The sequence below is a fragment of the Pseudomonas sp. MNR3A genome, assembly GCF_009650575.1.
GTDB classification, from domain to species: Bacteria; Pseudomonadota; Gammaproteobacteria; order Pseudomonadales; family Pseudomonadaceae; genus Aquipseudomonas; species Aquipseudomonas machongensis.
Genome location: NZ_VZZS01000037.1, coordinates 17,626 through 40,548 on the forward strand (window position 1 = coordinate 17,626; position 22,923 = coordinate 40,548).

General features: G+C 62.9%; 24 protein-coding genes and 2 tRNA genes. 16 read left to right on the forward strand and 10 right to left on the reverse strand.

What is annotated here, in order from left to right:
• Positions 1-59 precede the first annotated feature (59 nt).
• Positions 60-144, forward strand: a tRNA-Leu gene (locus tag F6X62_RS23530).
• 104 nt (positions 145-248) lie between these two features.
• On the forward strand, positions 249-662 hold the full coding sequence (locus tag F6X62_RS23535; protein WP_054892097.1) for a DoxX family protein: 414 nt from the start codon (positions 249-251) through the stop codon (positions 660-662).
• Position 663: 1 nt separating this feature from the next.
• On the opposite strand, the gene F6X62_RS23540 is transcribed toward F6X62_RS23535, so the two are convergent.
• Both F6X62_RS23540 and F6X62_RS23545 read right to left on the reverse strand, forming a co-directional pair.
• A complete protein-coding gene (locus F6X62_RS23540) occupies positions 664-858 on the reverse strand; it encodes a hypothetical protein (RefSeq protein ID WP_054892098.1) in 195 nt (64 codons plus the stop codon).
• Between the two features lie 112 nt (positions 859-970).
• Positions 971-1,108, reverse strand: a complete 138-nt coding sequence (locus tag F6X62_RS23545; RefSeq protein WP_153774860.1) for a hypothetical protein — start codon at positions 1,106-1,108, stop codon at positions 971-973.
• On the opposite strand from F6X62_RS23545, the gene F6X62_RS23550 reads away from it, so the two are divergent.
• A complete protein-coding gene (locus F6X62_RS23550) occupies positions 1,095-1,769 on the forward strand; it encodes a polysaccharide lyase family 7 protein (RefSeq protein ID WP_151926200.1) in 675 nt (224 codons plus the stop codon). The genes F6X62_RS23545 and F6X62_RS23550 overlap by 14 nt on opposite strands.
• A gap of 74 nt (positions 1,770-1,843) precedes the next feature.
• Positions 1,844-2,023, forward strand: coding sequence for a DUF2388 domain-containing protein (locus F6X62_RS23555; protein ID WP_153774861.1), 180 nt, complete (start codon positions 1,844-1,846; stop codon positions 2,021-2,023).
• Between the two features lie 7 nt (positions 2,024-2,030).
• Here F6X62_RS23555 and F6X62_RS23560 read toward each other — a convergent pair whose 3' ends face one another.
• Positions 2,031-2,900, reverse strand: coding sequence for a GyrI-like domain-containing protein (locus F6X62_RS23560; protein WP_065862473.1), 870 nt, complete (start codon positions 2,898-2,900; stop codon positions 2,031-2,033).
• Positions 2,901-3,131: 231 nt separating this feature from the next.
• Positions 3,132-3,425 carry a hypothetical protein gene (locus tag F6X62_RS23565; protein WP_153774862.1) on the reverse strand — a complete coding sequence of 98 codons (294 nt, stop codon included), beginning with the start codon at positions 3,423-3,425 and terminating at the stop codon, positions 3,132-3,134.
• A gap of 325 nt (positions 3,426-3,750) precedes the next feature.
• Here F6X62_RS23565 and F6X62_RS23570 point away from each other — a divergent pair, with 325 nt between their 5' ends.
• On the forward strand, positions 3,751-4,533 hold the full coding sequence (locus F6X62_RS23570; protein WP_153774863.1) for an EAL domain-containing protein: 783 nt from the start codon (positions 3,751-3,753) through the stop codon (positions 4,531-4,533).
• Between the two features lie 798 nt (positions 4,534-5,331).
• Here the strand turns inward: F6X62_RS23570 and F6X62_RS23575 are convergent.
• Both F6X62_RS23575 and sohB read right to left on the reverse strand, forming a co-directional pair.
• Positions 5,332-5,405 (reverse strand) — tRNA-Cys (locus tag F6X62_RS23575).
• 145 nt (positions 5,406-5,550) lie between these two features.
• Positions 5,551-6,576 carry a protease SohB gene (gene sohB, locus F6X62_RS23580; protein ID WP_153774864.1) on the reverse strand — a complete coding sequence of 342 codons (1,026 nt, stop codon included), beginning with the start codon at positions 6,574-6,576 and terminating at the stop codon, positions 5,551-5,553.
• A gap of 199 nt (positions 6,577-6,775) precedes the next feature.
• On the opposite strand from sohB, the gene F6X62_RS23585 reads away from it, so the two are divergent.
• The 4 genes from F6X62_RS23585 to F6X62_RS23600 all read left to right on the forward strand — a co-directional run bounded on the left by F6X62_RS23585 (position 6,776) and on the right by F6X62_RS23600 (position 9,921).
• Positions 6,776-7,489, forward strand: coding sequence for a histidine phosphatase family protein (locus F6X62_RS23585; protein ID WP_153774865.1), 714 nt, complete (start codon positions 6,776-6,778; stop codon positions 7,487-7,489).
• A gap of 53 nt (positions 7,490-7,542) precedes the next feature.
• A complete protein-coding gene (locus F6X62_RS23590) occupies positions 7,543-7,860 on the forward strand; it encodes an SCP2 sterol-binding domain-containing protein (RefSeq protein ID WP_027920549.1) in 318 nt (105 codons plus the stop codon).
• A 201-nt stretch (positions 7,861-8,061) separates the two neighbouring features.
• Entirely contained in the window at positions 8,062-9,129 is a 1,068-nt protein-coding gene (locus F6X62_RS23595) for a phosphotransferase family protein (protein ID WP_153774866.1), read from the forward strand.
• A gap of 24 nt (positions 9,130-9,153) precedes the next feature.
• The gene (locus F6X62_RS23600) at positions 9,154-9,921 is read left to right on the forward strand and encodes an SDR family oxidoreductase (RefSeq protein WP_063545458.1); all 768 of its coding nucleotides are present in this window, start codon (positions 9,154-9,156) and stop codon (positions 9,919-9,921) included.
• Here F6X62_RS23600 and F6X62_RS23605 read toward each other — a convergent pair whose 3' ends face one another.
• Positions 9,922-10,743, reverse strand: a complete 822-nt coding sequence (locus F6X62_RS23605; protein ID WP_151926195.1) for a bifunctional 2-polyprenyl-6-hydroxyphenol methylase/3-demethylubiquinol 3-O-methyltransferase UbiG — start codon at positions 10,741-10,743, stop codon at positions 9,922-9,924.
• A gap of 83 nt (positions 10,744-10,826) precedes the next feature.
• On the opposite strand from F6X62_RS23605, the gene F6X62_RS23610 reads away from it, so the two are divergent.
• The gene (locus F6X62_RS23610; RefSeq protein ID WP_153774867.1) at positions 10,827-11,198 is read left to right on the forward strand and encodes a GFA family protein; all 372 of its coding nucleotides are present in this window, start codon (positions 10,827-10,829) and stop codon (positions 11,196-11,198) included.
• Between the two features lie 39 nt (positions 11,199-11,237).
• Here the strand turns inward: F6X62_RS23610 and F6X62_RS23615 are convergent, their stop codons facing one another.
• Entirely contained in the window at positions 11,238-13,331 is a 2,094-nt protein-coding gene (locus F6X62_RS23615) for a TonB-dependent siderophore receptor (protein WP_371926327.1), read from the reverse strand.
• Positions 13,332-13,481: 150 nt separating this feature from the next.
• On the opposite strand from F6X62_RS23615, the gene F6X62_RS23620 reads away from it, so the two are divergent.
• Positions 13,482-14,555 (forward strand): helix-turn-helix transcriptional regulator, encoded by a 1,074-nt coding sequence (locus tag F6X62_RS23620; RefSeq protein WP_153774868.1) that lies wholly within the window; start codon positions 13,482-13,484, stop codon positions 14,553-14,555.
• Positions 14,556-14,573: 18 nt separating this feature from the next.
• Positions 14,574-15,272, forward strand: a complete 699-nt coding sequence (locus tag F6X62_RS23625; protein ID WP_153774869.1) for a YoaK family protein — start codon at positions 14,574-14,576, stop codon at positions 15,270-15,272.
• A 1-nt stretch (position 15,273) separates the two neighbouring features.
• Here F6X62_RS23625 and F6X62_RS23630 read toward each other — a convergent pair whose 3' ends face one another.
• Both F6X62_RS23630 and F6X62_RS23635 read right to left on the reverse strand, forming a co-directional pair.
• Complete coding sequence (locus F6X62_RS23630) at positions 15,274-15,624, reverse strand: hypothetical protein (protein ID WP_125929493.1); 351 nt, start codon at positions 15,622-15,624, stop codon at positions 15,274-15,276.
• A 91-nt stretch (positions 15,625-15,715) separates the two neighbouring features.
• A complete protein-coding gene (locus F6X62_RS23635; protein WP_054892115.1) occupies positions 15,716-16,636 on the reverse strand; it encodes a LysR family transcriptional regulator in 921 nt (306 codons plus the stop codon).
• A gap of 187 nt (positions 16,637-16,823) precedes the next feature.
• Between F6X62_RS23635 and F6X62_RS23640 the strand changes: the two genes are divergently transcribed.
• Genes F6X62_RS23640 through F6X62_RS23655 form a run of 4 tightly spaced genes read left to right on the forward strand, consistent with a single transcriptional unit; the run spans position 16,824 to position 22,875 of the window.
• Positions 16,824-17,066, forward strand: coding sequence for a hypothetical protein (locus F6X62_RS23640; protein WP_153774870.1), 243 nt, complete (start codon positions 16,824-16,826; stop codon positions 17,064-17,066).
• A gap of 36 nt (positions 17,067-17,102) precedes the next feature.
• Entirely contained in the window at positions 17,103-18,260 is a 1,158-nt protein-coding gene (locus F6X62_RS23645) for an efflux RND transporter periplasmic adaptor subunit (RefSeq protein WP_256674061.1), read from the forward strand.
• A gap of 15 nt (positions 18,261-18,275) precedes the next feature.
• On the forward strand, positions 18,276-21,455 hold the full coding sequence (locus tag F6X62_RS23650; protein WP_153774871.1) for an efflux RND transporter permease subunit: 3,180 nt from the start codon (positions 18,276-18,278) through the stop codon (positions 21,453-21,455).
• The gene (locus F6X62_RS23655; protein WP_153774872.1) at positions 21,448-22,875 is read left to right on the forward strand and encodes an efflux transporter outer membrane subunit; all 1,428 of its coding nucleotides are present in this window, start codon (positions 21,448-21,450) and stop codon (positions 22,873-22,875) included. The genes F6X62_RS23650 and F6X62_RS23655 overlap by 8 nt, the downstream gene beginning before the upstream one ends.
• The last annotated feature ends 48 nt before the right edge of the window (positions 22,876-22,923 follow it).

Here is a 22,923-nt window from a genome sequence, read left to right on the forward strand (position 1 = left end):
CTTGATTGTATGGCCCTTCAGCATTGAAGCGTGCCGGTCCCGGTGACCCGGTCAAGTGTGCGAGTGTGGTGGAATTGGTATACACAGCAGACTTAAAATCTGTCGGCGCAAGCCTTGTGGGTTCGAGTCCCACCACTCGCACCATATTCCTCGTCAAAGGCGCCTGAACAGGCGCCTTTTTCGTTCGTGCAGCAAAGGCTTGCGCACCTGCTAGAGTGGATTCTGACACTGTCCACCGGAGCATAGACATGCGCTACACCCTCTTCGACGGTCAACGCGATGCCATCATCCTTCTGGCGCGCATCCTCTTGATGATCCTCTTCGTCCTCTCTGGCTGGAGCAAACTCACCGGCTTCGAAGGCACCGTGGGCTATCTCGGATCCCTGGGCGCCCCAGCCCCGACGGTCGCGGCGGCGGTCGCAGTGATCATGGAGTTCTTCGTAGCCATCCTCCTGATACTCGGTTTCTACACCCGACCACTGGCTTTGCTGTTCGCCCTGTTCGTGCTCGGCACGGCGCTGATCGGCCACCCGTTCTGGAACATGGTCGAGCCTGCGCGCGCAGCCAACATGACCCAGTTCTTCAAGAACATGAGCATCATCGGCGGGCTGCTGCTATTGGCTGTGACAGGCGCCGGACGCTTCTCGCTGGACCGGCGCTGACTCAGTCGTCAGGGTGGTCATGCCAGGCGGGATGGTCTTGCTCGTCATCGTCGAGATCATCCTGTAGCGCCTCGTCTTCCTCGATCTCATCCTCGGCGCCCTGGGCATCGGCCTCAGGGTCGAAGTCCTCGTAGAGAAATTCGTGATCGAGCAAGTGATCGTGCTCAGGTTCGGGGAGATCGTCTTCTTCGTGCATCGCGCAGCTCCGTGTTGGGGGGCCTGTATAGGCTTATCGGAAGTCGCGGTCAATCATTGAACCGGGTTAACGCTCGCTTAACTGCGCAAGCCGTAATCTTGCGCTGCTCCCTTCAGAACGTCTTGCCCGCCGCCATGGCGGGCTTTTTTTGCCGCTCATGGATCAGCTGAAACTTGCGCCGCTCCTCCAGGTTCGCACTAGGTGTAGGACCTGTCTTTTTTGCAAGGAGAACAGCAATGGCCGTGAACATGGAAAACCTCATCATCACCACGCCCGTACCCAAGTCACCCAGCAATCCGGTGGCGCTGGAACTGACCGGGGCCCAGGCCCTGGCCACCCTCACCCAGGTAATCGCCCGCCTCAGCGACGGCTCGATCCGCATGAGCGCTCCGACCCGCGGCGCTTCGAGCAAGAGCACCCACCGCACCCGCTGCGAGTGGAAGGAAGCACGCTATTGGTCCCTGACCAGCGCTACCCGCCACAGCAATCATCAGCGCATGACCCTGGAAAAGGTCAATTCGGCGCAAAAAGTGGTGATTTCGCAGATGCACGTCAAGGACGACGACAGCCCCGTGATCAAGGTGTTCTGGAACAAGGGCAAGATCACCCTGGGGTTTCGCCAGGACTTCAACCAGCTCACGCCGCTGAGTAGCAACGTACTGACCGACGTGCCGCTGAACACCCCGTTCGAGATCAGCATCGAAGTCACCAGCGCCGGTGCGGCAACGGTCAGCGCCACCTGCAACGGCCGTACGGGCAGCACTGGCGTCCTGCAGATGGCCCAGAGCTGGAACGTCCGCGCCTTCAATTTCCATGGCGGCGTGTATAACCAGGTGGACTACAGCGACTCCACCGCCGCCGAAGACGGCTCGGTGTGCGTGATCAGCCGACTCGAACTCAGCCACATCTAGAAACAGTCTGTCGACATGCCTTTCACGAAATGCTGACATTCACAGGGGCATAGTGACCAGGCTTCGATACGTTCTTGAACCCGCCCAATGGCGGGTTTTTCTTTTTCTGCGTCGACGCACTCGCCTTCATCGGCTCCGACGGCGCCATTCGCGGAGCTCGCTTCGAACAGGCATGCCATGAATACCGCGCCAGCGCCACACCCCCCTTCATGAGCGACCGACAACTGGCGCTGGCGATCACCGCCACCTATTGATCAGCGCTCAACGCAGGGGGATGTAGATATCCGTCTGCCATTGCTCGAGCGGCGTCTGCGGATACACGCTCAAGTATTCGAAGTACAGCGGATGGTCGCGCAGTTCCTCACCACTGCCCGGCAACCAGTCGCGATAGACCGGATAGATAGTCTCGCCAATGGCATGCGGCGAGCCGACATGACGCACCACCGCACAACGCCCGGCAGGGATGATGAGCTCTCGCACCGCTTCGTCATCAGGCACCAGCGGCTGATTGATCTCGCCACAGATGGCAAAGCGAAAATCCTGCGCTGGTGTGGTGTCGGGGTTGCCGTAAGGGATGCCGAATGTGCGACTGCTCTCCACCGGCGACTGGCCCGTGCGCTTGCGCCAATCGATGAAGCGCCCGACGGTCTGGTCCAACAATGCCGGTGCACCATGGTGCTCCAGCGCTACAACCTTGACCTCGACAAAGTCCACGATCCTGACTTGCATGACGATACTCCTGGAAAAATGAGGAATGGCAAATACCGCATTCCACAGCTGCCAGCTCGGCGCCTGGCGAAAGGTGCTCGGCGACATGCCAAAGGCCCGGCGAAACGCACGGCTGAACGCCTCGGGGCTTTCGAAGCCGGCGTCCAACGCAGCGTCCAGTACCGAGTGGCTGTCATCCCCCGCCAGTCGTTGACCAGCCCGACGCAGTCGCATCAGCTGCACGTATCGCGCGACGGGCACGCCGACATACGCAGTGAACTGCCGATGGAAGTGAAAGGTCGAGAAGTTCGCGATCTCGCTCAGGGTGTTCACCGACAGGTCACCTTCGAGATTGGCCTGGATATGGGTGAGCACCGCTTCGAAGCGCTTGGCGTAGATCGCGTTGGGAGGTGTGCAGGACATCGGTGGCAAGGCCCAGTGGTTGCGGTGAGGCAAGGATCGTCGATGCTCGGAAAGCGTACCTAGCCGGGTTTGCTCAATGCATCCGGCGATGAGCATCCAACCACGCCGGGCATGGCTAGCAATGCGAGCAGTATTTCATGTATCCCCCTTTGAGAGAGCACTGTGGGGGCGTCGTGTCGCCAGATGCAAAAAGCCCAGCGCGGAGCTGGGCTTCGTGGTTAACCTCAAGGGTCATGCCCTGGCTGCAATCTTCCTGGGCACACCCTCCATCGCAATCCTCCTGGCGCGTCCCACACCCCATGCAAGAGCGCGGGTCATCGACTCTCCAGGACGTTCATCGTAGGCCTCTTCAAGAAGCCTGGCGCCTGAAGACGAGTAAACGCCGATGAACAGCTGCGTGCCCCCTATTCGAGATAGCCTCGCCTGAACATCGATCACGGTTCCGTCATCCAGCGCCTCTACGTGATCGCGGTGATGCAGGGTCGGGTCGGCCCAGCCCCAAAACACCTCTCCTCTGATAATCATGCCGGCCTCCTTCGACATACGCGTTAATGTAAGTGACGTACCCACATTAGCGCTGCCTCCGGCGACATTCATAAAATTGGCGTCAAAATCCGTCGCAGTCTGACAGGCGGCCCTGAATCTTGTACGCCAGCGAAGACCATGTACAAGAAACAGGTTTCTAGCCCCCAAATAAACTCCCGAAGGTCCGACGCCGTTAGAACACAGTTCGTCCTAACGCCAGCTCACGGCAGACTGCCCCTGAGCCAAGGCGAGTGGGTACAAATTGGAACTTGCTGTGGATTCGAGCATTCTCAACATTCGTACCCACGCACCTCGGCGATAACCCATGAGCAAGCCCGTTTTCCCCCAGCCCTTTCTAGCGATTGGCTGCTCCCAATGTCGCGACCTTGCGAGCCTGGGTTTCGACATTACGATGGCCTTCCAGCCCATCATTCACGTTCCTTCAGGTAGGCCGTATGGCTATGAGGCATTGGTTCGCGGTCCAAGCGGTGAAAGCGCTGCGCAAATCCTGGCCAAGGTGTCGCCCGATAATCTGTACCGTTTCGATCAGGCCTGTCGAGTGAAGGCCATCGAGCAAGCGGCAGCACTAGGACTGGGACGGCATGCGGACTGTAAATTGAGCATCAACTTTCTGCCCAACGCCGTCTACCGTGCCAGTACCTGTATCCGAGCTACCCTGGAAGCCACCCGGACATTCGACTTCCCTGCCAATCAGCTCATGTTCGAAGTGACCGAGGGTGAGCGGATCGACGATACCGAGCACTTGAAAGCAATCTTCAAGGAATACGGCCGACAGGGCTTCACCACTGCGATAGATGACTTCGGCTCGGGTTACTCAGGCTTGAACCTCCTCGCAGAATTTCAGCCAGACGTACTGAAGCTGGATATGGCACTCACGCGGAGAATCAGCCAGGATCCGGTTCGGCAAGCCATCGTCGCGGGTATCGTTCTGGTAGCCGAACGGCTAGGCATTACACTGATCGCCGAGGGGATTGAGACAGATGCAGAGTGCCAAGCATTGGCAGCATTGGGGATTGATTTGATGCAAGGATTTCTGTTCGCTCGACCACAGGTAAATGCATTGCCATTGGTCGAACGACTTTCTTAGTTTGACCTGCTTGTAGCAGAAGGCATTCAGCGCAGCCCAACCCCGAGCCTTCGAGGCTCGACGGTTTGTAATGCCATCTAGCGGACCTGAGAGAGCGGGATGCGACAGCTAACGGCCTTCACCTGAATGCGGCTCGGCCGAAAGCAGCAGCCTGAAAGCTGTGCGTGTCAATCATGCTCAGCCGTTCTGACTCTGCACGTACTGTTCGACCATTACCTTTCCTTCGATAACTGCTTCAAACGGGGAGGAGAATGGTCGATTCACACGCATGGTGCGCGCCGTAGCGCCTGGTCTCCCTACTTCAACCAGCATCCCGGTGGGAAAATCAAGGCTAGCCTCCCACAGCACGTAGATAGATGCCTGGTACCCAAGGTAGGTGTGCTCGTACAGGTTATGGCTTATGGACTGAAGGCTCATCATTTTCTCCAATTGTGCGCCTCAAATGCGCCTCCGATGGAGATACGACTGATGTCTTTTCAAGAGCGTTCCGTTTTCCAGCATCCTTATCTGGAAGTACGTGAAGGCCTGCGTCCAGAGGGTTTAACTTCAAGGCCGGTAGGCGCAGGCGGAAAGCTCTCGGTGATCCAGTCCAGGGCGCGCTGCCGCCCCCATGCCATGGCCGCAGTCATGGTCTGACGCAATCTCCCTCCCTCACAACCTTTTTCAACTGCCGCGATATGGCCTTCTGTTGCGGGTCCGGTGTAGCGCATGCTCCATGCCTTTTGTTTCGGAACTCTTGGCTTTTCGGACCCATAAAGAAAAACCCCGCAGACGTTAATCTGCGGGGTTTTCGAATGGTGGAGGCCGAGGTCGGAATCGAACCGGCGTAGACGGATTTGCAATCCGGAGCATAACCACTTTGCTACTCGGCCTCAAAGTTCGGAGTCAGCTTTCGCTATCTCCTTGAAACCGCTCGACTTTTTCAAGTGAGCTGCGTTTCGATGGACGCCATTATGTCGGCATTCCCCTCACCTTGCAACCCCCCTGAAGAAAAAAATCTTCAAGGGGTTCAAGGTGTTAGCGCAAGCGGCCAAGCCTGCTCCAAAGCCCTACCAAGGTGTTCTCCACGGCACCGCTGGCGGCCACGCCGATGCGCTCCTGCAGGGATTTACGCTCGGCGTAGCGGACGTGGAACAGGTTGGCGTCGTGGGCGCGGTCGCTGAGGTATTCGTCACTGGTGCGCAGCTCGTCGACCAGCTTGCGGTTAAGTGCGGCAACACCCAGCCACACTTCGCCGGTGGCGACTTCGTCGATGTGCAGCTGTGGGCGGTAGCGGGCGACGAAGTCCTTGAACAGCTGGTGAGTGATATCCAGGTCTTCCTGGAATTTCTCCCGGCCCTTCTCGGTGTTCTCGCCAAACACGGTGACGGTGCGCTTGTATTCGCCGGCCGTGAAGACCTCGAAGTCGACGTCGTGCTTTTTCAGCAAGCGATTGACGTTGGGCAGCTGCGCGACGACGCCGATCGAGCCAAGTACGGCGAACGGCGCACTGACGATCTTCTCGCCGATACAGGCCATCATGTAGCCGCCGCTGGCCGCGACCTTGTCGATGCACACGGTCAGCGGAATGCCGGCCTGGCGGATACGCGCCAGCTGCGAGGCAGCCAGGCCGTAGCTGTGCACCAGCCCGCCACCGCTCTCGAGGCGCAGCACCACTTCGTCACGTGGGGTGGCGAGGGTGAGCAGCGCGGTGATTTCGTTGCGCAGGCTCTCGGTGGCGGAGGCCTTGATGTCGCCGTCGAAGTCCAGCACGAAGACCCGGCCCTTCTCCTCGGGCTTGGCCTTGCCTTTCTTCTTCTGTTTTTCCGTCTTGGCCTGCTGCTTGCGCAGGGCCTTGAGCTCGACCTTGTCGAGCAGGCCAGCTTCCAGGCGCTCGCGCAGCTCCTTGTAGAAGGTGTTGAGGCGAGTGACCTGCAATTGCCCGCCGGGCTTGCGTCGACCCTTGCCACGCAGGTTGGCGATACCCGAAAGGATGACCAGGATGGCGATCACCACAGTGGCGGTTTTGGCGAGAAAGCTTGCGTATTCGGCAAGAAACTCCACATTGACTCCTTAATGAACCTGCGCCTGCACGACGCGAAACTGATGCAAGCATACCGGTGCGCCTGGGCTGCCGCTAGCATGGGAAAATGCTGGCAACACAGTTCAAACAACCTTTTCAAACGCTTGTATGTTTTTTCATTGACAGCCTCTCTGGCGCATCCTAACCTCGCAGCAACCTCCATCCCGGCCGGACATTCCAGTGGGCAACATCTACCTGATCCGACATGGCCAAGCCTCCTTCGGCGCCGACGACTACGATGTCCTGTCGCCGCTGGGTGTGCGCCAGAGTCAGGCGTTGGGTGAACACCTGGCTCAACTGGACCTGCACCTGGATCGCTGCGTGGCCGGCGACCTGCGGCGCCAGCAGGACACAGCACGGCTGACGCTCGACGCAATGGCCGCTACCGGCTGCGCAATCCCGGCCATAGAGACCGACGCAGCCTTCAATGAGTTCGATGCCGACGGCGTGATCCGCGCCCTGCTCCCTGCCCTGCTGCCAGACGAGCCCGAGGCGCTGCACGTGCTGCGCAATGCTGCGCAGAATCGCAGCGAGTTCCAGCGTCTGTTCGCGCTGATGGTGCAGCGCTGGCATGACGGCGAGCACGAGGCTCACGATGGCCTGGAGACCTGGACCGCGTTCACAGCGCGCGTTGGTGCCGGCCTGCAACGCGTCCTGGCACAAGCCTCAAGCCGTGACAACATTGCCATCTTCACCTCCGGTGGCAGCATCGCCGCCCTGCTCCACCTGGTCACCGGAATCACCCCAGCCCAGGCGTTCGCGCTGAACTGGCAGATCATCAACACGTCGCTCAGCCACCTGAAGTTCCGTGGCCGCGACGTGGCATTGACCTCCTTCAACAGCCAGGCCCACGTGCAGCTGTTGCGGATGCCGGAGCTTCTCACCTATCGATGAGCCCGGCCTGTTGTGCCCCGTGCACGCGACTTTCACCCAACAAGGAATACACCATGAGCGACGTAGCTAAAGCAGTCGAAGCGATGAAAGCCAAGTTCAACCCTGCCGCCGCCGCCGGCCTGGACCTGGTGTTCGGCTTCAACATCACCGACGAAGACAAGCACTACGCCCTGCTCGTCAAGGACGGCACCTGCGAGATCCAGGAAGGCGAGAACCCTGACGCCAACTGCACCCTGGTTCTGGACAGCGAAACCCTCAAAGGCATCGTCAGTGGCGAGACCGATGGCATGCAGGCTTTCATGGGCGGCAAGCTGCGCGTCGAAGGCGACATGATGCTGTCGATGAAGCTGAGCGAGCTGTTCCCGTCCTGAGTGATGCGAACACGCGCTTGAAGAAAACCGAGGCCTGACCGGCTTCGGTTTTTTTTTGCCCGCAGCCTGCATGCACCATTCATCAGGGGCAGTGATCGCGCAGCAACACCCGCGTCGATATGACGTTTGGCACGCTTGTCCCAACCCAGGTTGGCCATTAGATTAGCCAATGATCCTTGCGACCGAGAATAAGGAATACGCATGACGCTCACCGACCAGTCCACCCAGGTCCGCCCCGGCGAAGAACTCGATGCAGCCATCATCGATCCTTACCTCAAGGCGCATATCCCGGGCCTCGCAGGCACCCCGAGCATCAGCCAGTTCCCCGGCGGCGCCTCCAACCTCACGTATCTGGTCGCCTACCCCGAGCGCGAGTTCGTGCTGCGTCGTCCGCCCTTCGGGCACAAGGCCAAGTCGGCCCATGACATGGGCCGCGAGTTTCGCATCCTCAACCAGCTCAACGACGGCTTCCCGTTCTGCCCCAAGGCCTATGTGCACTGCACCGACGAATCGCTGATCGGCGGCGAGTTCTACGTGATGGAGCGGGTCGAGGGTGTCATCCTGCGCTCGGACCTGCCCCCGGAGCTGAACCTCGACGCCAGCCGCACCGAGGCGCTGTGCAAGAGCTTCATCGACCGTCTGGTGGAACTGCACCAGGTCGACTACAACGCCTGCGGCCTGGCCGACCTGGGCAAGCCCGAAGGCTATGTGCAGCGTCAGATCGAAGGTTGGTCGAGCCGCTACGAAAAAGCCCTGACCCCGGATGCGCCGCGCTGGGAAGAGGTGATCGCCTGGCTGCGCGAGAAGATGCCCGCCGACCACGCGCGCCCTGGCATCGTGCACAACGACTACCGCTTCGACAACGTCATCCTCGATGCCAACAACCCCATGCGCATCATCGGCGTATTGGACTGGGAGATGGCGACCATCGGTGACCCGCTGATGGACCTGGGCAACAGCCTGGCCTATTGGATCGAGGCCAACGACCCGGCACCGGTGCAACTGATGCGCCGCCAGCCGAGCAACGCCCCCGGCATGCTGACCCGCCGCCAGTTCGTCGACTATTACGCCGAGCGCGCCGGCATTCGCATCGACAACTTCGACTTCTATTACTGCTACGGCCTGTTCCGCCTGGCCGGGATCGTCCAGCAGATCTACTACCGCTTCTTCCACGGCCAGACCCAGGACAAACGCTTCGCCCAGTTCATCCACATGAACCGGCTGCTGGAGCGGATGAGCCTGCAACTGATCGGCAAATCCACCCTGTAACCGGCGACAACAAGGAAAACCAGCATGTCCAAGACCCAACTGTTCGACCTTGACGGCAAGATCGCCTTCGTTTCCGGCGCCAGCCGCGGCATCGGCGAAGCCATCGCCCATTTGCTGGCCCAGCAAGGGGCCCATGTGATCGTCTCCAGCCGCAAGCTCGACGGCTGCCAGCAGGTCGCCGACGCAATCATCGCAGCCGGCGGCAAGGCTACGCCGGTGGCCTGCCATATCGGTGAGCTGGACCAGATCCAGCAAGTGTTCGCCGGCATCCGCGAGCAGTTCGGACGCCTGGATATCCTGGTCAACAATGCCGCCACCAACCCGCAGTTCTGCAACGTACTCGACACCGACGTCAGCGCCTTCCAGAAGACCGTCGACGTGAACATCCGCGGCTACTTCTTCATGTCGGTGGAAGCCGGCAAGCTGATGCGCGAGCACGGCGGTGGCAGCATCATCAACGTAGCGTCGATCAACGGCGTGACACCGGGCTTGTTCCAGGGCATCTACTCGGTGACCAAGGCTGCGGTGATCAACATGACCAAGGTCTTCGCCAAGGAGTGCGCGCAGTTCGGCATCCGCTGCAACGCCCTGCTGCCGGGCCTGACCGACACCAAGTTCGCCTCGGCACTGGTGAAGAACGACGCCATCCTCAACGCCGCCCTGCAGCAGATTCCGCTCAAGCGCGTGGCCGACCCGAGCGAGATGGCCGGCGCGGTGCTGTACCTGGCCAGCGACGCGTCGAGCTATACCACCGGTACCGCACTCAACGTCGACGGCGGTTTCCTTTCCTGATCAGCCCTTGCGCGCCTGCAGCGTGTAGCTCAACGGCAGGCGCTCGGGCCGCTCGGCCAGGCGCCACTCGCCGTCGGCGCCCTTGAGCATCTGCCCAGGCAACGCCTCCCACGGGATGCTCGGGTGCTCGACCAGGGCGGTCAATTGCATGCCTTGTTCAAGCAGCGCCGTGATGATTTCGCCAAGGCCGCGGTTCCAGGAATGGGTCTCGGTCTGCGCCAGGCGATGTTCGCTTTCGACGTAGGTCTGGTCGCTGTGGAAGATGAGCGGCGCCTCATGCTCGAAGTACGGAAAGTCGACCTGCAGGCGATCGGCGTGGGTTTCGTCGAGCGTCCACAACATCGGGTGCCCCTCACGCAGGAACAGCCGTCCGCCCGGCTTGAGCAATGCCGCGACATTCTGCGCCCAGCGCTGGATGTCCGGCAGCCAGCACAATGCGCCGATCCCGGTGTAGATCAAGTCATAGCTCGCCTTGGGCAGCACGTCGCTGGCACGGTAGACATCCGCCTCGACATAGTCGATATCGGTGCCACAGCGCTCTGCCAGCAACCGCGCCTGCGCCAGCGATGCGGGCGAAAAGTCCAGCCCGCTGACCTGCGCGCCCAGCCGCGCAAGCGACAAGGTGTCGGTGCCGATGTGGCATTGCAGGTGCAGGGTCTTGAGGCCCTGTATATTGCCCAGGCGCGGCAGGTCGAAGCGCACGACTTCCGAAAGATGCGTGGCAGACTGCACGAAGCATTCGACTTCATAGCCCGGCGAGGCGGCGTGCAATGGCGCCCGCTCGTCCCAATTGGCGCGGTTGAGTTCCAGTGACGGATTCATGGACACTTCCCTGTGCGAAAAACCGCCACGTTAACCGGCCAGGGGGCAGGCCGACAACCAGCCTTCAAGGAGAGAGCGCCAGCATGAAGACCTACAAGGGCGGCTGCCTGTGCGGTGCGATCCGCTTCGAGGCCGATGGGCCAGCGGGCAATCCCCACCACTGCTCGTGCCGCTGGTGCCAGCAGCACACCGGAGCACTGGTGGCGAGCTGGGTGGAGTTCGATCGTGCGCAAGTGCGCTGGGTAGGTGTCGGCGGTGCGCCTGACACCTGGCGCTCCTCGGATTATTCCAGCCGGGCATTTTGCCGAAGCTGCGGCAGTTCGATAGGAGCAATCGACGATGCACCAACGGTGGCGTTGCTGCTGGGGTGTTTCGATGAGATCGACGACGAGCACCTGGTGCCGACCGGGCACTCGTTCGAGGACCGCTGCCCGGGGTGGATGCAGCGGGGTTGATGAGGGGCTTGGTTCGGGACCGCTTTGCGGTCCCTCAGGTTACAGCGACAGACTCATGCTCACACTCAGGTTGCGCGGCTCGCCCGGCATGTTCCACGCCGCGTTATAGCCGCGCTCGTAGTACTTGCGGTCGAAGACGTTGTTCAGGTTCACCCCGAAACTCAACTGCTCGCTGGCCTTGTAGTGCGCCAGCAAGTCCAGCGTGCTGTACGCCGGCAGGCGCAGGTCGCCGCCCGCCTGCCCGGAGCGCTCACCCACGTAGTTGGCCGAGGCGCCGACATCCGAGCCACGCAGCCAGCCGTTCTGGAACTCGTGCACCACCATCAGGCTGCCGCTGTGCCGAGGAATGCCCAGCAGGTCGCTGCCCTTGGGCAGTGCGGCATCGCCCTTGGTGACCTCGGCATCGATATAGGCATAGGCACCGATTACCCGCACGGCCTCGGTGAGCTGACCGCTGAACTGCACGTCCAGCCCCTGGCTGTGCGCCTTGCCCGCGGCGATGCTTTCACCAAAGGCATCGGTGGTGACGACGTTTTCCTTGTCGATGCTGAACAACGCCACAGTCGCACCGAGCCGGCTGTCGAACAGGTCGAGCTTCAGACCCGTCTCGTAGCCCAGCCCCTTCTCCGGCTTGTACACCTGGCCTTGGGTGCCGATGGCGTTGGGCTTGAACGAGGTGGAAGCATTGGCGAACACCCCCACTTCCGGCGTCCATTGATACAACAGCCCCACTCGCGGCGTAGCGACTTCCTTGACCTGGCTGTTGCTTACCCCGGTGGCACGGTTCAGCGCCGTCTGCTCGACCCGTTCCAGGCGCACGCCGAGCAGGCCACGCCAGCGCTCGTCGAAGATGATCTGGTCTTGCAGGTTGAGCGCCTGGCTTTCGGTGCGTTCGAAGAAGTCATTGGGGTTGATCAGCGGCGGCTTGGTCTGGCCGTAGACCGGCTGGTAGATATCCAGCCCATAGCCGAGCGACGTAGCGCTCTGTGGGTATTTCTGGCTGTTGCGGTAGTTCTCGTACTCCAGGCCGATCAGGCTCTGGTGCTGCCAGCCGAGGAAATCGAACTGCCCGTGCAGTTCGGCCTGGGTAATGTTGTCGTTCCACTCGAAATTGCGTTCGCGGTAGAAACGGCTGATCGCCTGGCCGACCACCCGCGACGGCTCCGAACTGTTGCCGCGCAGGTGGCCCTGGGTGTAGTGGTTGGCCAGGCGCAGTTTCCAGCTGTCGTTCAGGTAGCGTTCCAGGGCCAGGTCCAGGGTCTGGTTGTCGTTGCGAATGTGGCCGTCGTTGGGCTCGCCGAGAAAGGTCGAGCGCTTCACGGATCCCAACTGGTTGTTGACCGCCGGAATACCCCGGTCGAACACCGACTCGGTGCGCGAGAATTCGGCATCCAGCAACAACCGTGTGTCAGGGTCGAGTTGCCAGCTCAGCGACGGGCTGACGATCTGTCGGCGGCTGTCGACGTGATCGCGAAAGCTGCCGTTATCTTCCACTGCCAGATTGACGCGCGACAGCAGGCGCCCCTCCTCGTCCAGCGGCGTGTTGACGTCGAGGCTGCCGCGGTAGCGATCCCAGGTGCCGGCGCTGGCCTTCAGGCGCGTGAACGCCTCCTCCTGCGGACGCTTGCTGACGATATTGACCAGGCCACCCGGATCGCCGCGCCCGTACAGGCTGGCGGCCGGGCCCTTGAGCACCTCGATGCGCTCGATGGTCGAGGTGTCCGGTGCACTGTAGCTGCCGCGGTTGATGGCAAAGCCGTTCTTGTACAGCTCGCCGGTGGTAAAACCGCGCACGCTGTAGTTGAGGAAGGTCAAGCCACCGAAGTTGTTCTGCCGGGTGACGCCACCGGCAAAGTCCAGGGCACGGTCGATGCGCGTGCTGTTGAGGTCTTCAAGCACCTGGCTGGGCACCACGGCGATGCTCTGCGGCGTGTCGCGCACATCGGTATCGGTGCGCGTCGCGGTGCTCGAGCGGGTGGCGCGATAGCCCTGCACCGGGCCGTCGGCGCGCTCCTGCAGATGACTGTCGCTGACGGTCAAGGCCTCGAGCATTACAGGTTCGGCTGCATTGCCAGGCAGGCCGAACACAGACAGGGAAAAACCCAGGCAGAACCGGGCGGGGGAAACTTTCATCAACGACGCTCCTAAATTTCATGTAATAACATAACAATTTATGAACGATGCGAGGAGTACCCGGATGAGAAAAAACCGCATTTGCCCGTCAACCCCAGGTTGACGGCTCGGGTATACTCGCGTTTCCGGCCCGCCTCCAGGAACCGCCCCATGGTTGAAAACAGCTTTGCCTTTCGCCTCAAGGAATTGCTCGAACACCACAAGCTGACCCTGCAAGCCGTGGGCACCGCTCTAGGCATTTCACGCACCGCGGTGCACAAGTGGACCCGCGGCGGCGAAATCGACTACGACAACCTGCGCAAGCTCGCCGCTTTCCTCAAGGTCAACTGGATCTGGCTGCGCTACGGTGAAGAAGCCTTGCAGAGCGTGCAGCAGGCCGAGGTGGTGGAGCTGCCGATGACCGACGTGCGGCGACGCTACACCGCCGAGATCATGGAAAGTGAAACCCGCATGAAACTGGCCCAGGAAGGCGCACGCATCGTCACCTGGGAGTGGAACCTGGTCACCGATGAAGTCACCTACTCGCCCAACGTCGAGGCGGTGTATGGCTGGCCAGTGCAGCGCAACGAAGAGTTCTGGGCACATATCCACCCGGACGACATTCCGCCGATGCAGGCCATGTACGCCCAGGCCGTTGCCGACGGCACCGGTTGCGAATGCGATTTTCGCATCACCCGCCCCGACGCCAGCCAATGCTGGATCGCCTCGCGCGCCACCGTGCTGGCCGACAGCGCCGGGCGCGCGGTGAAGATGGTCGGCATCAGCATGGACACCACCGAACGCAAAGTCGCCGAAGAAGAATTGCGCCAGAGCGAGGCGCGCTTTCGCACCATCTTCGAGTTCGCCTGGGGCGCGCTGGCCTACATCGATCCCGACGGCAGCTGGCAGCGGGTCAACGGCAGCTTCTGCGAACTGCTGGGCTACCGCGAAGACGAGCTCTACGGCACCACCTTCCAGCAATTGACCCATCCCGACGACCTGCCGCACAACCTGCACTTGCTGCAGCGCCTGCTTGACGGCGAGATCGACCGCTACGAAGTGGAAAAGCGCGTACGCCACAAAAACGGCCACTACCTGTGGGTCCGCGCGCGTACTTCGTTGCAACGCCAGGCCGACGGCCAACCCGAGCACCTGATCAGCGTATTCGCGAACATCACCGCCGAACGCGAAGAACATGAACGGCTGCAAGCACATATCGCCAGGCTCGAGGCACGGCTGGGCTGATTCAGGGGGAGAGCTGCGATGCTACCGGGAAGTGCGTCACTCGACAGCCAGCGTCAACAGCGGGTACAGCGCCGCGGCACGGTGGGGTTGTATTTCGTTGCCGCCTTGTCGGTACTCGCCGGCATGACCGATGCCATCGGCTTCATGGCCACGGGCGATTTCGTTTCGTTCATGAGCGGCAACACCACGCGCCTGGCGGTCTCGCTGGGCAGCGCCGAGCTTGGGCCGGTGCTGCGCCTGGCGCTGGTGATCGCGGCGTTCGTGCTGGGCAACGCACTGGGGGTGATCGTTGCCGCCAGAAGCGGCCGGCGTCACTGGCCGTTGCTGGGTGTGATCGCCCTGCTGCTGGCGGTCGCCGGCATGCTGCCAGAGCCCATGCAACTGCTCGCGCTACTGGCGGCGGTGACCGCGATGGGCATGATCAATGCGGTGGTCGAGGAAGTGAACGGCCTGCCGATCGGCCTGACCTACGTCACCGGCGCGCTGTCGCGGTTCGGCCGCGGGCTGGGCCGCACCCTGTTGGGCCAACAACGGCTGGGGTGGCGCGTACAACTGGTGCCCTGGAGCGGCATGTTCATCGGCGCAGTGCTGGGTGTGCTGCTGGAGCAACGCTTCGAGCGAGCGGCACTGCTGGCCAGCGCGCTGACCGCCCTGCTGCTCGCCGTGGTCTCGTGGAAGATTCCCAGGCGCTGGCAACTGCGCTACATGCCTCGCTGACTCACAGGCAGGTTGCCGCAGCAGCCTTGCGCTGCAGCGCAACCATGTCGTTCTTGCGGGCGTAGTAATCGACCCGGGTCCCGCCAGCCTGCGGGTAGACGTCAACGAAGGATTCCGCCTCGCGGGTGTACACCGTCAAGCCACCGCCCTTGCGCGTTTCCAGGTAACCACTGGCGTCAACGCCGAAGCGCGATTCTTCCTGCCAGCTGAACTGGATGCACTGGGCCACCAACTCCGGCGCTTTCTGCGAGTCGAGGCGCGCGCTGGGCTGGCCGTTGCGCGCGGCCTCCATGGTCGACGAAGCGCAGCCAATCAACATCAGGGCTGCAGTCATCGGCAGTAGTGCTCGCATGTTCCATCCTCGGGGCAAAAAAGAAGCGACTGTAGCACTGGCGGTGATCGCGCGTGAATGCTCGCGCAGCGCAGCGGCATTCAACCCGACGCTACCTGACCGGTGCCCACACCGGATCCTCTGCCATCAGCGCCGTCACCCAGTCGGCGAACGCCCGGACCCTCGCCGACAACGCCCGGGTCGGCGGGTAGACGAACGACATCGGCATGGTGCCCATCTGCCAATCGCTCAGCACCTCGACCAATTGCCCGCTGCGGATGTGCACCTCAGCCTCGGCCCTGGGCAGGAAGGCCACGCCCAACCCGGCGACCACGGCAGCGGCCGTGGCGCTGCCGCTGTTGAAGTACATGGCCGGTGGATGGTCGAGGGTGAAATGCTCGTCGCCGCGAGTCAGGGTGGGGATGTAGCGGCGATCGGTCGCCGGGAACTTGAAGCCCAGATGGCGATGGCGTGGCAGATCAGCCGGTACCTGGAGCGGCGGTGCCGAGGCAAGGTAGGACGGCGCGGCGCAGAAGCAGAACCGCATCACCCCGATTGGCCGGCAGACCAGGTCCTGGTCTGCCACGTGCCCGCCACGGATCGCACAATCCACGCCCTCCTGCACCAAATCCACCACGCGTTCACTGCAACGCACATCCAGCACGATATCTGGAAACCTGGCGGCGAAATCCGGCAATGCCGGCACCACCAGCAAGATCCCCACCGGCGACGGCATCTCGACCTTGACCCGCCCACGTACTGCGCCACAGCTCTGCGATGCCGAGGCCTCCAGTTCGTTCACATCCTCGAGGATGACCCGTGCACGCTGGTAGTAGGCCGCGCCTTCGGTGGTGGTCGAGACCTTGCGCGTGGTGCGGTGCAACAGCTTGATGCCCAGCAGGTTCTCCAGCGCCTGAACCTGGCCTGAAACCGTGGTCTTGGCGAGGTTCAGCGACTCTGCCGCGCGACTGAAACTGCCCACTTCGACGATGCGGCAAAAGGCGCGCATCGCTTCCAGTCGATCGAATGCCATTGTCCGAGATCCCGTAAGAATAAAACGAATTCAGCTAGTTTATCCGTGAAACACCTTCTCTTAAAGTGCGCTCGTCTGCGTGGCAGATGATTGACCGGCCCTGATAAACGCCCTCATCGACCGCCTGCCACTCCACCTACCGAATCCTATCTAGCGCCTCGCTGTGCGCGTCATTTGAGAGAACGCCATGAAAAACAGTTTCAAGGTCCTTGTCCTGCTGGCCTCTGCCCAGCCCTTCTTCGCCCAAGCCTCCGACGGTGGCGAAGCCCTCGAACGCTTCCATGAACGCTTGCGCGCCACCTTCGCCGAGCAAGCCAAGGACATTGAAAGACACAAGCAGCAGGAGGCACTGCAGGCCGCCGAGCAACAGGCCAGGCAAAAGCAGCCTGCCGCCGACGATAGCCAACCACGCACAGCGCCTGCGTGCTGAGTCCCGCCCATCAATCCCCTCGTTAAGGATGATCCTGTGCGCGCCCGATTAGTCGCCGTTACCGGAATGATCGCCACGGCCTTGCTGGTCAGTGGCTGCAACCCAGAATCCAGCCAGGCCGCCAGCGCCAGTGCCCCCGATGTCGAAGTGATCCCGGTCACCCAGCAAAGGGTCAAGACCTGGGACACGTTCAATGGCCGGGTCAGCGCCACCGAGACGGTAGCGATCCTGCCCCGCGTCGGCGGCTACATCACCCGGGTGGCCTACCGCGAAGGCGCCGAAGTCAGAAAAGGCGACCTGCTGTTCGTCATTGACCAACGCCCCTACCGCAACGCGCTCGACAGCGCCCGCGCCCAACTGGAACGGGCCCGGGCGTCGCTGGCGTTCGCCAGCCAGCAAGACCTGCGCGCCCAGCAACTGCTCAAGAGCAGCGCCGTTTCCCGTGAAGAAGCCGAACAGAAGCGCTCGGCCCGCGAGCAGAGCCAGGCCGAGGTTCGCGCCGCCGAATCCGCCGTCGCCACGGCGGCGCTGAACCTTGAGTTCACCGAAGTGCGCGCGCCCATCGACGGGCGTACGAGCCGTGCTCAACTGACGCTCGGCAACCTTGCCGTCGCCGACCAGTCCGTGCTCACCTCCGTGGTTTCCCAGGACCCGGTGCACGTTTACTTCGACCCCGACGAACACAGCTTCCTGAAATACCAGAAAGCCCTCAAGCAGGCCGCCAGCACCGAGGTGCGCATCGGCCTTGCCAGCGACGACGACTATCCCTACAGCGGCGAGTTGAGCTTCATCGACAACCAGGTGAACGCCAGTACCGGCACGCTGCGCGCCCGCGCGACCGTGCGTAACCCCGACCGCCTGCTCACCGCGGGGCTGTACGCGAAGGTCCAGCTGGCCGTGGGCGAACCGGCGCTGGCCACCCTGGTGCCAGACCGGGCGATCCTCACCGACCAGGACAAGCAGTACGTCTACGTGCTTGGCAGCGACAACAAGGCCGAACGCCGTTACGTCGAAACCGCTCAGCGCATCGAGCGCCAGCGCGTCATCCGCTCGGGGCTGGTCGCAGACGACCGCATCATCGTCTCGGGCCTGCAGAACGTGCATGCCAGCGGCAGCCCGGTCACCCCCCACGCACTCTCCGGCGACACCCGCGAACTTCAGGTTTCCAGTGCCGCGCAACACGACAAGCAATAGCCAGGGGTTCCAGCCATGGACTTTTCCAAGTTCTTCATCGACAGGCCGATCTTCGCGATCGTCCTGTCGATCATCATTTTCGCCGCGGGCCTGGTGGCCATCCCGCTGCTGCCAGTGGGTGAATACCCCGAAGTGGTGCCCGCCACCGTCGTGGTGAAAGCCACCTACCCCGGTGCCAACCCCAAGGAAATCGCCGAGTCCGTCGCCGTGCCGCTGGAAGAAGCGATCAACGGCGTGGAAGACATGATCTACCTCAAGTCCGTCGCCAGCTCCAACGGCACGCTGCAGGTGGTGGTGACCTTCAACGCCAAGGTCGATCCGGACACCGCCGCGGTGCGGGTGCAGAACCGGGTGAGTCAGGCCCTGTCGCGCCTGCCCGAGTCGGTGCGCCAGTACGGCGTCACCACCCAGAAGCAATCGCCGACGCCGTTGATGTTCGTCGACATGTACTCGACCAACGACCACTTCGACGCCCTGTACCTGCGCAACTACCTGCGCCTGCATGTGAAGGACGAGTTGTCGCGCATTCCCGGCATCGGCGACGTCATCCTCTACGGTGCGGGCGACTACGCCATGCGCATCTGGCTCGACCCGCACAAGCTCGCCGCACGCGACCTCACCGCCCAGGACGCCATTGCCGCCATCCGCCAACAGAACGTGCAGGTCTCGGCCGGGCAGCTGGGGGCAGAGCCTTCGCCGCAGGACAACGACTTCCTCATCTCGATCAACGTCCAGGGCCGCCTGAAGACCGAACAGGAATTCGCCGACATCGTGCTCAAGAACGGGCGCGACGGACAGGTGACGCGGCTGTCGGATGTGGCGCGGGTGCAGCTGGACTCCGGCGACTACACCCTGCGCGTGTTCCGCGGCAAGAACCAGGAAGTGGCCGTGGGCATCTTCCTCACACCCGGCGCCAACGCCATCGAGGTGGCCAACGCGGTCTACGCCAAGCTCGACAGCCTGTCGAAGGACTTCCCCGAAGGCGTGAGCTACACCAGCGTCTGGGACCCGACGGTGTTCGTCCGTGAATCAATCAGCGCCGTACAGCACACGCTGTTCGAGGCCATGGTCCTGATCGTGCTGGTGGTGGTGCTGTTCCTGCAGACCTGGCGCGCCTCGATCATTCCGCTGATTGCCGTGCCAGTGTCGATCGTCGGCACCTTCGCCTTCCTCTACCTGCTCGGATACTCGGTCAACACCCTGACCCTGTTCGGGCTGGTGCTGGCGATAGGCATCGTGGTGGACGACGCCATCGTCGTGGTGGAAAACGTCGAGCGCAACATCGAGCTGGGGCTGACGCCGTTGCAGGCTGCGCACCAGGCCATGCGCGAGGTGTCGGGGCCGATCCTGGCAATCGGCCTGGTATTGTGCGCAGTGTTCGTGCCGATGGCCTTCATGAGCGGCGTCACCGGGCAGTTCTACAAGCAGTTCGCCGTCACCATCGCCATCTCCACGGTGATCTCGACCATCAACTCGCTGACCCTGTCGCCGGCGCTGGCAGCCAAGCTGCTGCGCCACCATGACACGCCACCCGACCGCCTGACGCGCCTGATGAACGCCGCCCTGGGCTGGCTGTTGCGTCCGTTCAACCGCTTCTTCAACCGCAGCTCGCAACGTTATGAAGGCAGCATCGCCCGCATCCTGCCGCGACGAGGCCTGGTGTTCGTGGTCTACGCCGCGCTGTTGGGAACCACGGGCGTGCTGTTCAATGTCATCCCCAACGGTTTCATCCCCAATCAGGACAAGCTGTACCTGTTCGCCGGTGCCACCCTGCCGCCCGGCGCCTCGCTGGCCCGCTCCGATGCGGTCGCCCGGCAGATGTCGGCCATCGCCTCGGGCATCGAAGGGGTGGCCTACGCCAACTCCTATGTCGGCTCCAACGCCCTGCAGAACACCACCACGCCCAACCTGGTGACCTCCTACGTGCTGCTCAAGCCATTCTCCGAACGCACACGCAGCGCCGCAGACATCAATGCCGAGCTCAACCGCAAGTTCGCCGCGATCAAGGATGGCTCGGCCTACGCGCTGCTGCCGCCGCCGATCCAGGGCCTGGGCAACGGCTCCGGCTACTCGCTGTTCCTGACCGACCGCGGCGGGCTGGGCTACGCCGCCCTGCAGAAGGCGCTCGAGCGGTTCCAGGCCGAGGTGGCCAACACCCCGGGCATGACCTTCCCAGTCAGCTCCTACCAGTCGGACATTCCGCAGCTGCAAGTGAAGATCGACCGCACCAAGGCCCAGGCCCAAGGCGTGGAACTGACCGCAATCTTCGACACCTTGCAGACCTACCTGGGCTCGGTCTACGTCAACGACTTCAACATGCTCGGCCGCGTGTACCGCGTCGTGGCCCAGGCCGACACCCCGTTCCGCCAGAACGCCGCGGACATCGGCAGCCTGCGCGTGCGCAACCTGCAGGGTGAGATGGTACCGATCAGCGCGGTGGTCGATATCGTGCCGACCTTCGGCCCGGACCCGGTGATGCGCTACAACGGTTACCCGGCCGCCGACCTGATCGGTGATGCCGACCCGCGGGTGCTGTCCTCGGGCGAGGTCATCGCGAAGCTCCAGCAGATCGCTACCCGCACCCTGCCGCGCGGTATCGAGCTGGAATGGACCGACCTCAGCTACCAGCAGGTGACCCAGAGCAACACCGCAGCGATCGTCTTCCCCATCGCCGTGATGCTGGCCTTCCTGGTACTGGCGGCCCTGTACGAGAGCTGGACCTTGCCCCTGGCGGTGATCCTGATCGTGCCGATCTGCATGTTCGCCGCGCTGACCGGCGTGTGGCTGGCCGGCGGTGACAACAATGTGTTCGTGCAAGTGGGCCTGGTGGTGCTGATGGGGCTGGCCTGCAAGAACGCGATCCTGATCGTGGAATTCGCCCGCGAGCTGGAGATGCAGGGCCAGGGCACCGTCGAGGCGGCGTTGCAGGCATGTCGGCTGCGCCTGCGCCCGATCATCATGACCTCGGTAGCGTTCATCGCCGGCGCCGTGCCGCTGCTGGTCGGCACCGGCGCGGGCAGCGAAGTGCGCCATGCCACGGGGGTCACCGTGTTCTGCGGCATGCTCGGGGTGACGTTCTTTGGTCTGTTCCTGACACCGGTGTTCTACGTGGTGCTGCGCAAGCTCGGTGCCACCATCCCCAACCATCCGTCGCACATGGCGCCGAACAGCACCGAGGGCCTGATCCATGAGTAAGCCGGCAAACTGGTCGCTGGCAGCGGTGCTGGCCCTCCTGCAGGGCTGCGCCGTAGGCCCGGACTACCATCGCCCCCCGACCCCGCAGGTACCCGACAGTTTTTCCCAGGCAACGGCCACGCCTACTGTGCAGGCACAAGCCAGGGCTGCCGACGACGCGTTCTGGAAGCGCTTCGACGATCCGCAGCTCACGGCCCTGGTGAATACGGCGCTGGCCAGCAACTACGACCTGCGCACGGCACTGGCCAACTACGACGCTGCCAATGCCCTGCTGCGCCTGGCCCGCTTCGACCAGGCCCCGACCGTCACCCTGTCGGCCCAGGCCGGTCACCAGCGCCTGGCCAGCGACGAGGCCAACGGCGCCAGCCGCAGCCACGACCTGTACGCCAACAAAGCCGTGCTGGGCTGGGAGCTGGACTTCTTCGGGCGCGTGCGCCGTGCGGTCGAATCGCAGCAGGCCGAGACCGCAGCCCGGGCAAGCGATCTGCAGGCCATGCAGGTTGCGGTGGTCAGCCAGGTGGCGACGACCTACATCGACCTGCGTGCAGCGCAGCGGATGCTCACGCTGACCAACGCCAACGCCGAAAGCCAGCGTCAGACCCTGGCCGTCGTGCAGGGGCGTCTGCAGGGCGGACGTGGCTCCAGCTACGACCTGTCCAAGGCCCAGGCCCAGCTCGACACCACCTTGTCGCGCATGCCGCAGTTGCAGGCGCGCATCGCCGTCGACAAGCACCGCCTTGCAGTGCTCGCCGGGCTCGCGCCAGCAGCGCTCGATGCGCAGCTGCAGCAAGTGGTCGACATGCCACGGATACCGGCGGCCATCGAGCCGGGCACCCCGGCGCAGATTGTCAGGCGCCGCCCGGATGTCGCCGCTGCCGAACAGCAACTGCACGCCGCCACCGCCCGGGTGGGTGTCGCCACTGCCGACCTGTTCCCGCGCCTGAGCCTTGGCGCTGCGCTTGGCACCTATGCCTTCACGGGCACAGGTCTGTATGGCGGCGCCAGCGAATCGAACCTGGCTGTGCTGGGCATCGATTGGTCATTCCTCGACGTGGGGCGGGTGAACAGCCGCATCGCGGCGGCCGACGCCGAAGCGGCCGGTCGCCTGGCCGGGTATCAGCAGACCGTGCTGGTCGCGCTGGAGGATGTCGAGAATGCCCTGGTGCGCCTGGCCAGGAGCAAGGAGCAGACGCTGCGCCTGACCAGCGCGGCCGATGGTTGGCAGAACGCGGCCAACCTCTCCAGTGCCCGCTACGAAGCTGGTGCCATCGAGCTGTTCGAGCTGCTGGACGTACAGCGCTCGCTCTACGAAGCGCAGCTCCAGCAAGCCGACAGCCAGGCGGGCAGCACCACCCGCGCCGTGGACCTGTTCGTCGCACTTGCCGGCGGGTGGCCACAGCACCCGGTGCAGCAGGAGTAGCGCCCGTTCACGAGCAAGCCCGCGCCCACGAAAGTGGCGCGGGCTGTG

Bases quoted from the DNA above. Each gene is read 5' to 3' on its own strand.
- F6X62_RS23545 (WP_153774860.1), bottom strand. From the start codon at position 1,108: ATGTTCACGGCCATTGCTGTTCTCCTTGCAAAAAAGACAGGTCCTACA.
- F6X62_RS23590 (WP_027920549.1), top strand. From the start codon at position 7,543: ATGAGCGACGTAGCTAAAGCAGTCGAAGCGATGAAAGCCAAGTTCAAC.
- F6X62_RS23640 (WP_153774870.1), top strand. From the start codon at position 16,824: ATGAAAAACAGTTTCAAGGTCCTTGTCCTGCTGGCCTCTGCCCAGCCC.
- F6X62_RS23535 (WP_054892097.1), top strand. From the start codon at position 249: ATGCGCTACACCCTCTTCGACGGTCAACGCGATGCCATCATCCTTCTG.
- F6X62_RS23620 (WP_153774868.1), top strand. From the start codon at position 13,482: ATGGTTGAAAACAGCTTTGCCTTTCGCCTCAAGGAATTGCTCGAACAC.
- F6X62_RS23605 (WP_151926195.1), bottom strand. From the start codon at position 10,743: ATGAATCCGTCACTGGAACTCAACCGCGCCAATTGGGACGAGCGGGCG.
- F6X62_RS23635 (WP_054892115.1), bottom strand. From the start codon at position 16,636: ATGGCATTCGATCGACTGGAAGCGATGCGCGCCTTTTGCCGCATCGTC.
- F6X62_RS23600 (WP_063545458.1), top strand. From the start codon at position 9,154: ATGTCCAAGACCCAACTGTTCGACCTTGACGGCAAGATCGCCTTCGTT.
- F6X62_RS23615 (WP_371926327.1), bottom strand. From the start codon at position 13,331: ATGAAAGTTTCCCCCGCCCGGTTCTGCCTGGGTTTTTCCCTGTCTGTG.
- F6X62_RS23595 (WP_153774866.1), top strand. From the start codon at position 8,062: ATGACGCTCACCGACCAGTCCACCCAGGTCCGCCCCGGCGAAGAACTC.
- F6X62_RS23630 (WP_125929493.1), bottom strand. From the start codon at position 15,624: ATGCGAGCACTACTGCCGATGACTGCAGCCCTGATGTTGATTGGCTGC.
- F6X62_RS23570 (WP_153774863.1), top strand. From the start codon at position 3,751: ATGAGCAAGCCCGTTTTCCCCCAGCCCTTTCTAGCGATTGGCTGCTCC.
- F6X62_RS23565 (WP_153774862.1), bottom strand. From the start codon at position 3,425: ATGATTATCAGAGGAGAGGTGTTTTGGGGCTGGGCCGACCCGACCCTG.
- F6X62_RS23560 (WP_065862473.1), bottom strand. From the start codon at position 2,900: ATGTCCTGCACACCTCCCAACGCGATCTACGCCAAGCGCTTCGAAGCG.
- F6X62_RS23540 (WP_054892098.1), bottom strand. From the start codon at position 858: ATGCACGAAGAAGACGATCTCCCCGAACCTGAGCACGATCACTTGCTC.
- F6X62_RS23550 (WP_151926200.1), top strand. From the start codon at position 1,095: ATGGCCGTGAACATGGAAAACCTCATCATCACCACGCCCGTACCCAAG.
- F6X62_RS23625 (WP_153774869.1), top strand. From the start codon at position 14,574: ATGCTACCGGGAAGTGCGTCACTCGACAGCCAGCGTCAACAGCGGGTA.
- F6X62_RS23650 (WP_153774871.1), top strand. From the start codon at position 18,276: ATGGACTTTTCCAAGTTCTTCATCGACAGGCCGATCTTCGCGATCGTC.
- F6X62_RS23655 (WP_153774872.1), top strand. From the start codon at position 21,448: ATGAGTAAGCCGGCAAACTGGTCGCTGGCAGCGGTGCTGGCCCTCCTG.
- F6X62_RS23610 (WP_153774867.1), top strand. From the start codon at position 10,827: ATGAAGACCTACAAGGGCGGCTGCCTGTGCGGTGCGATCCGCTTCGAG.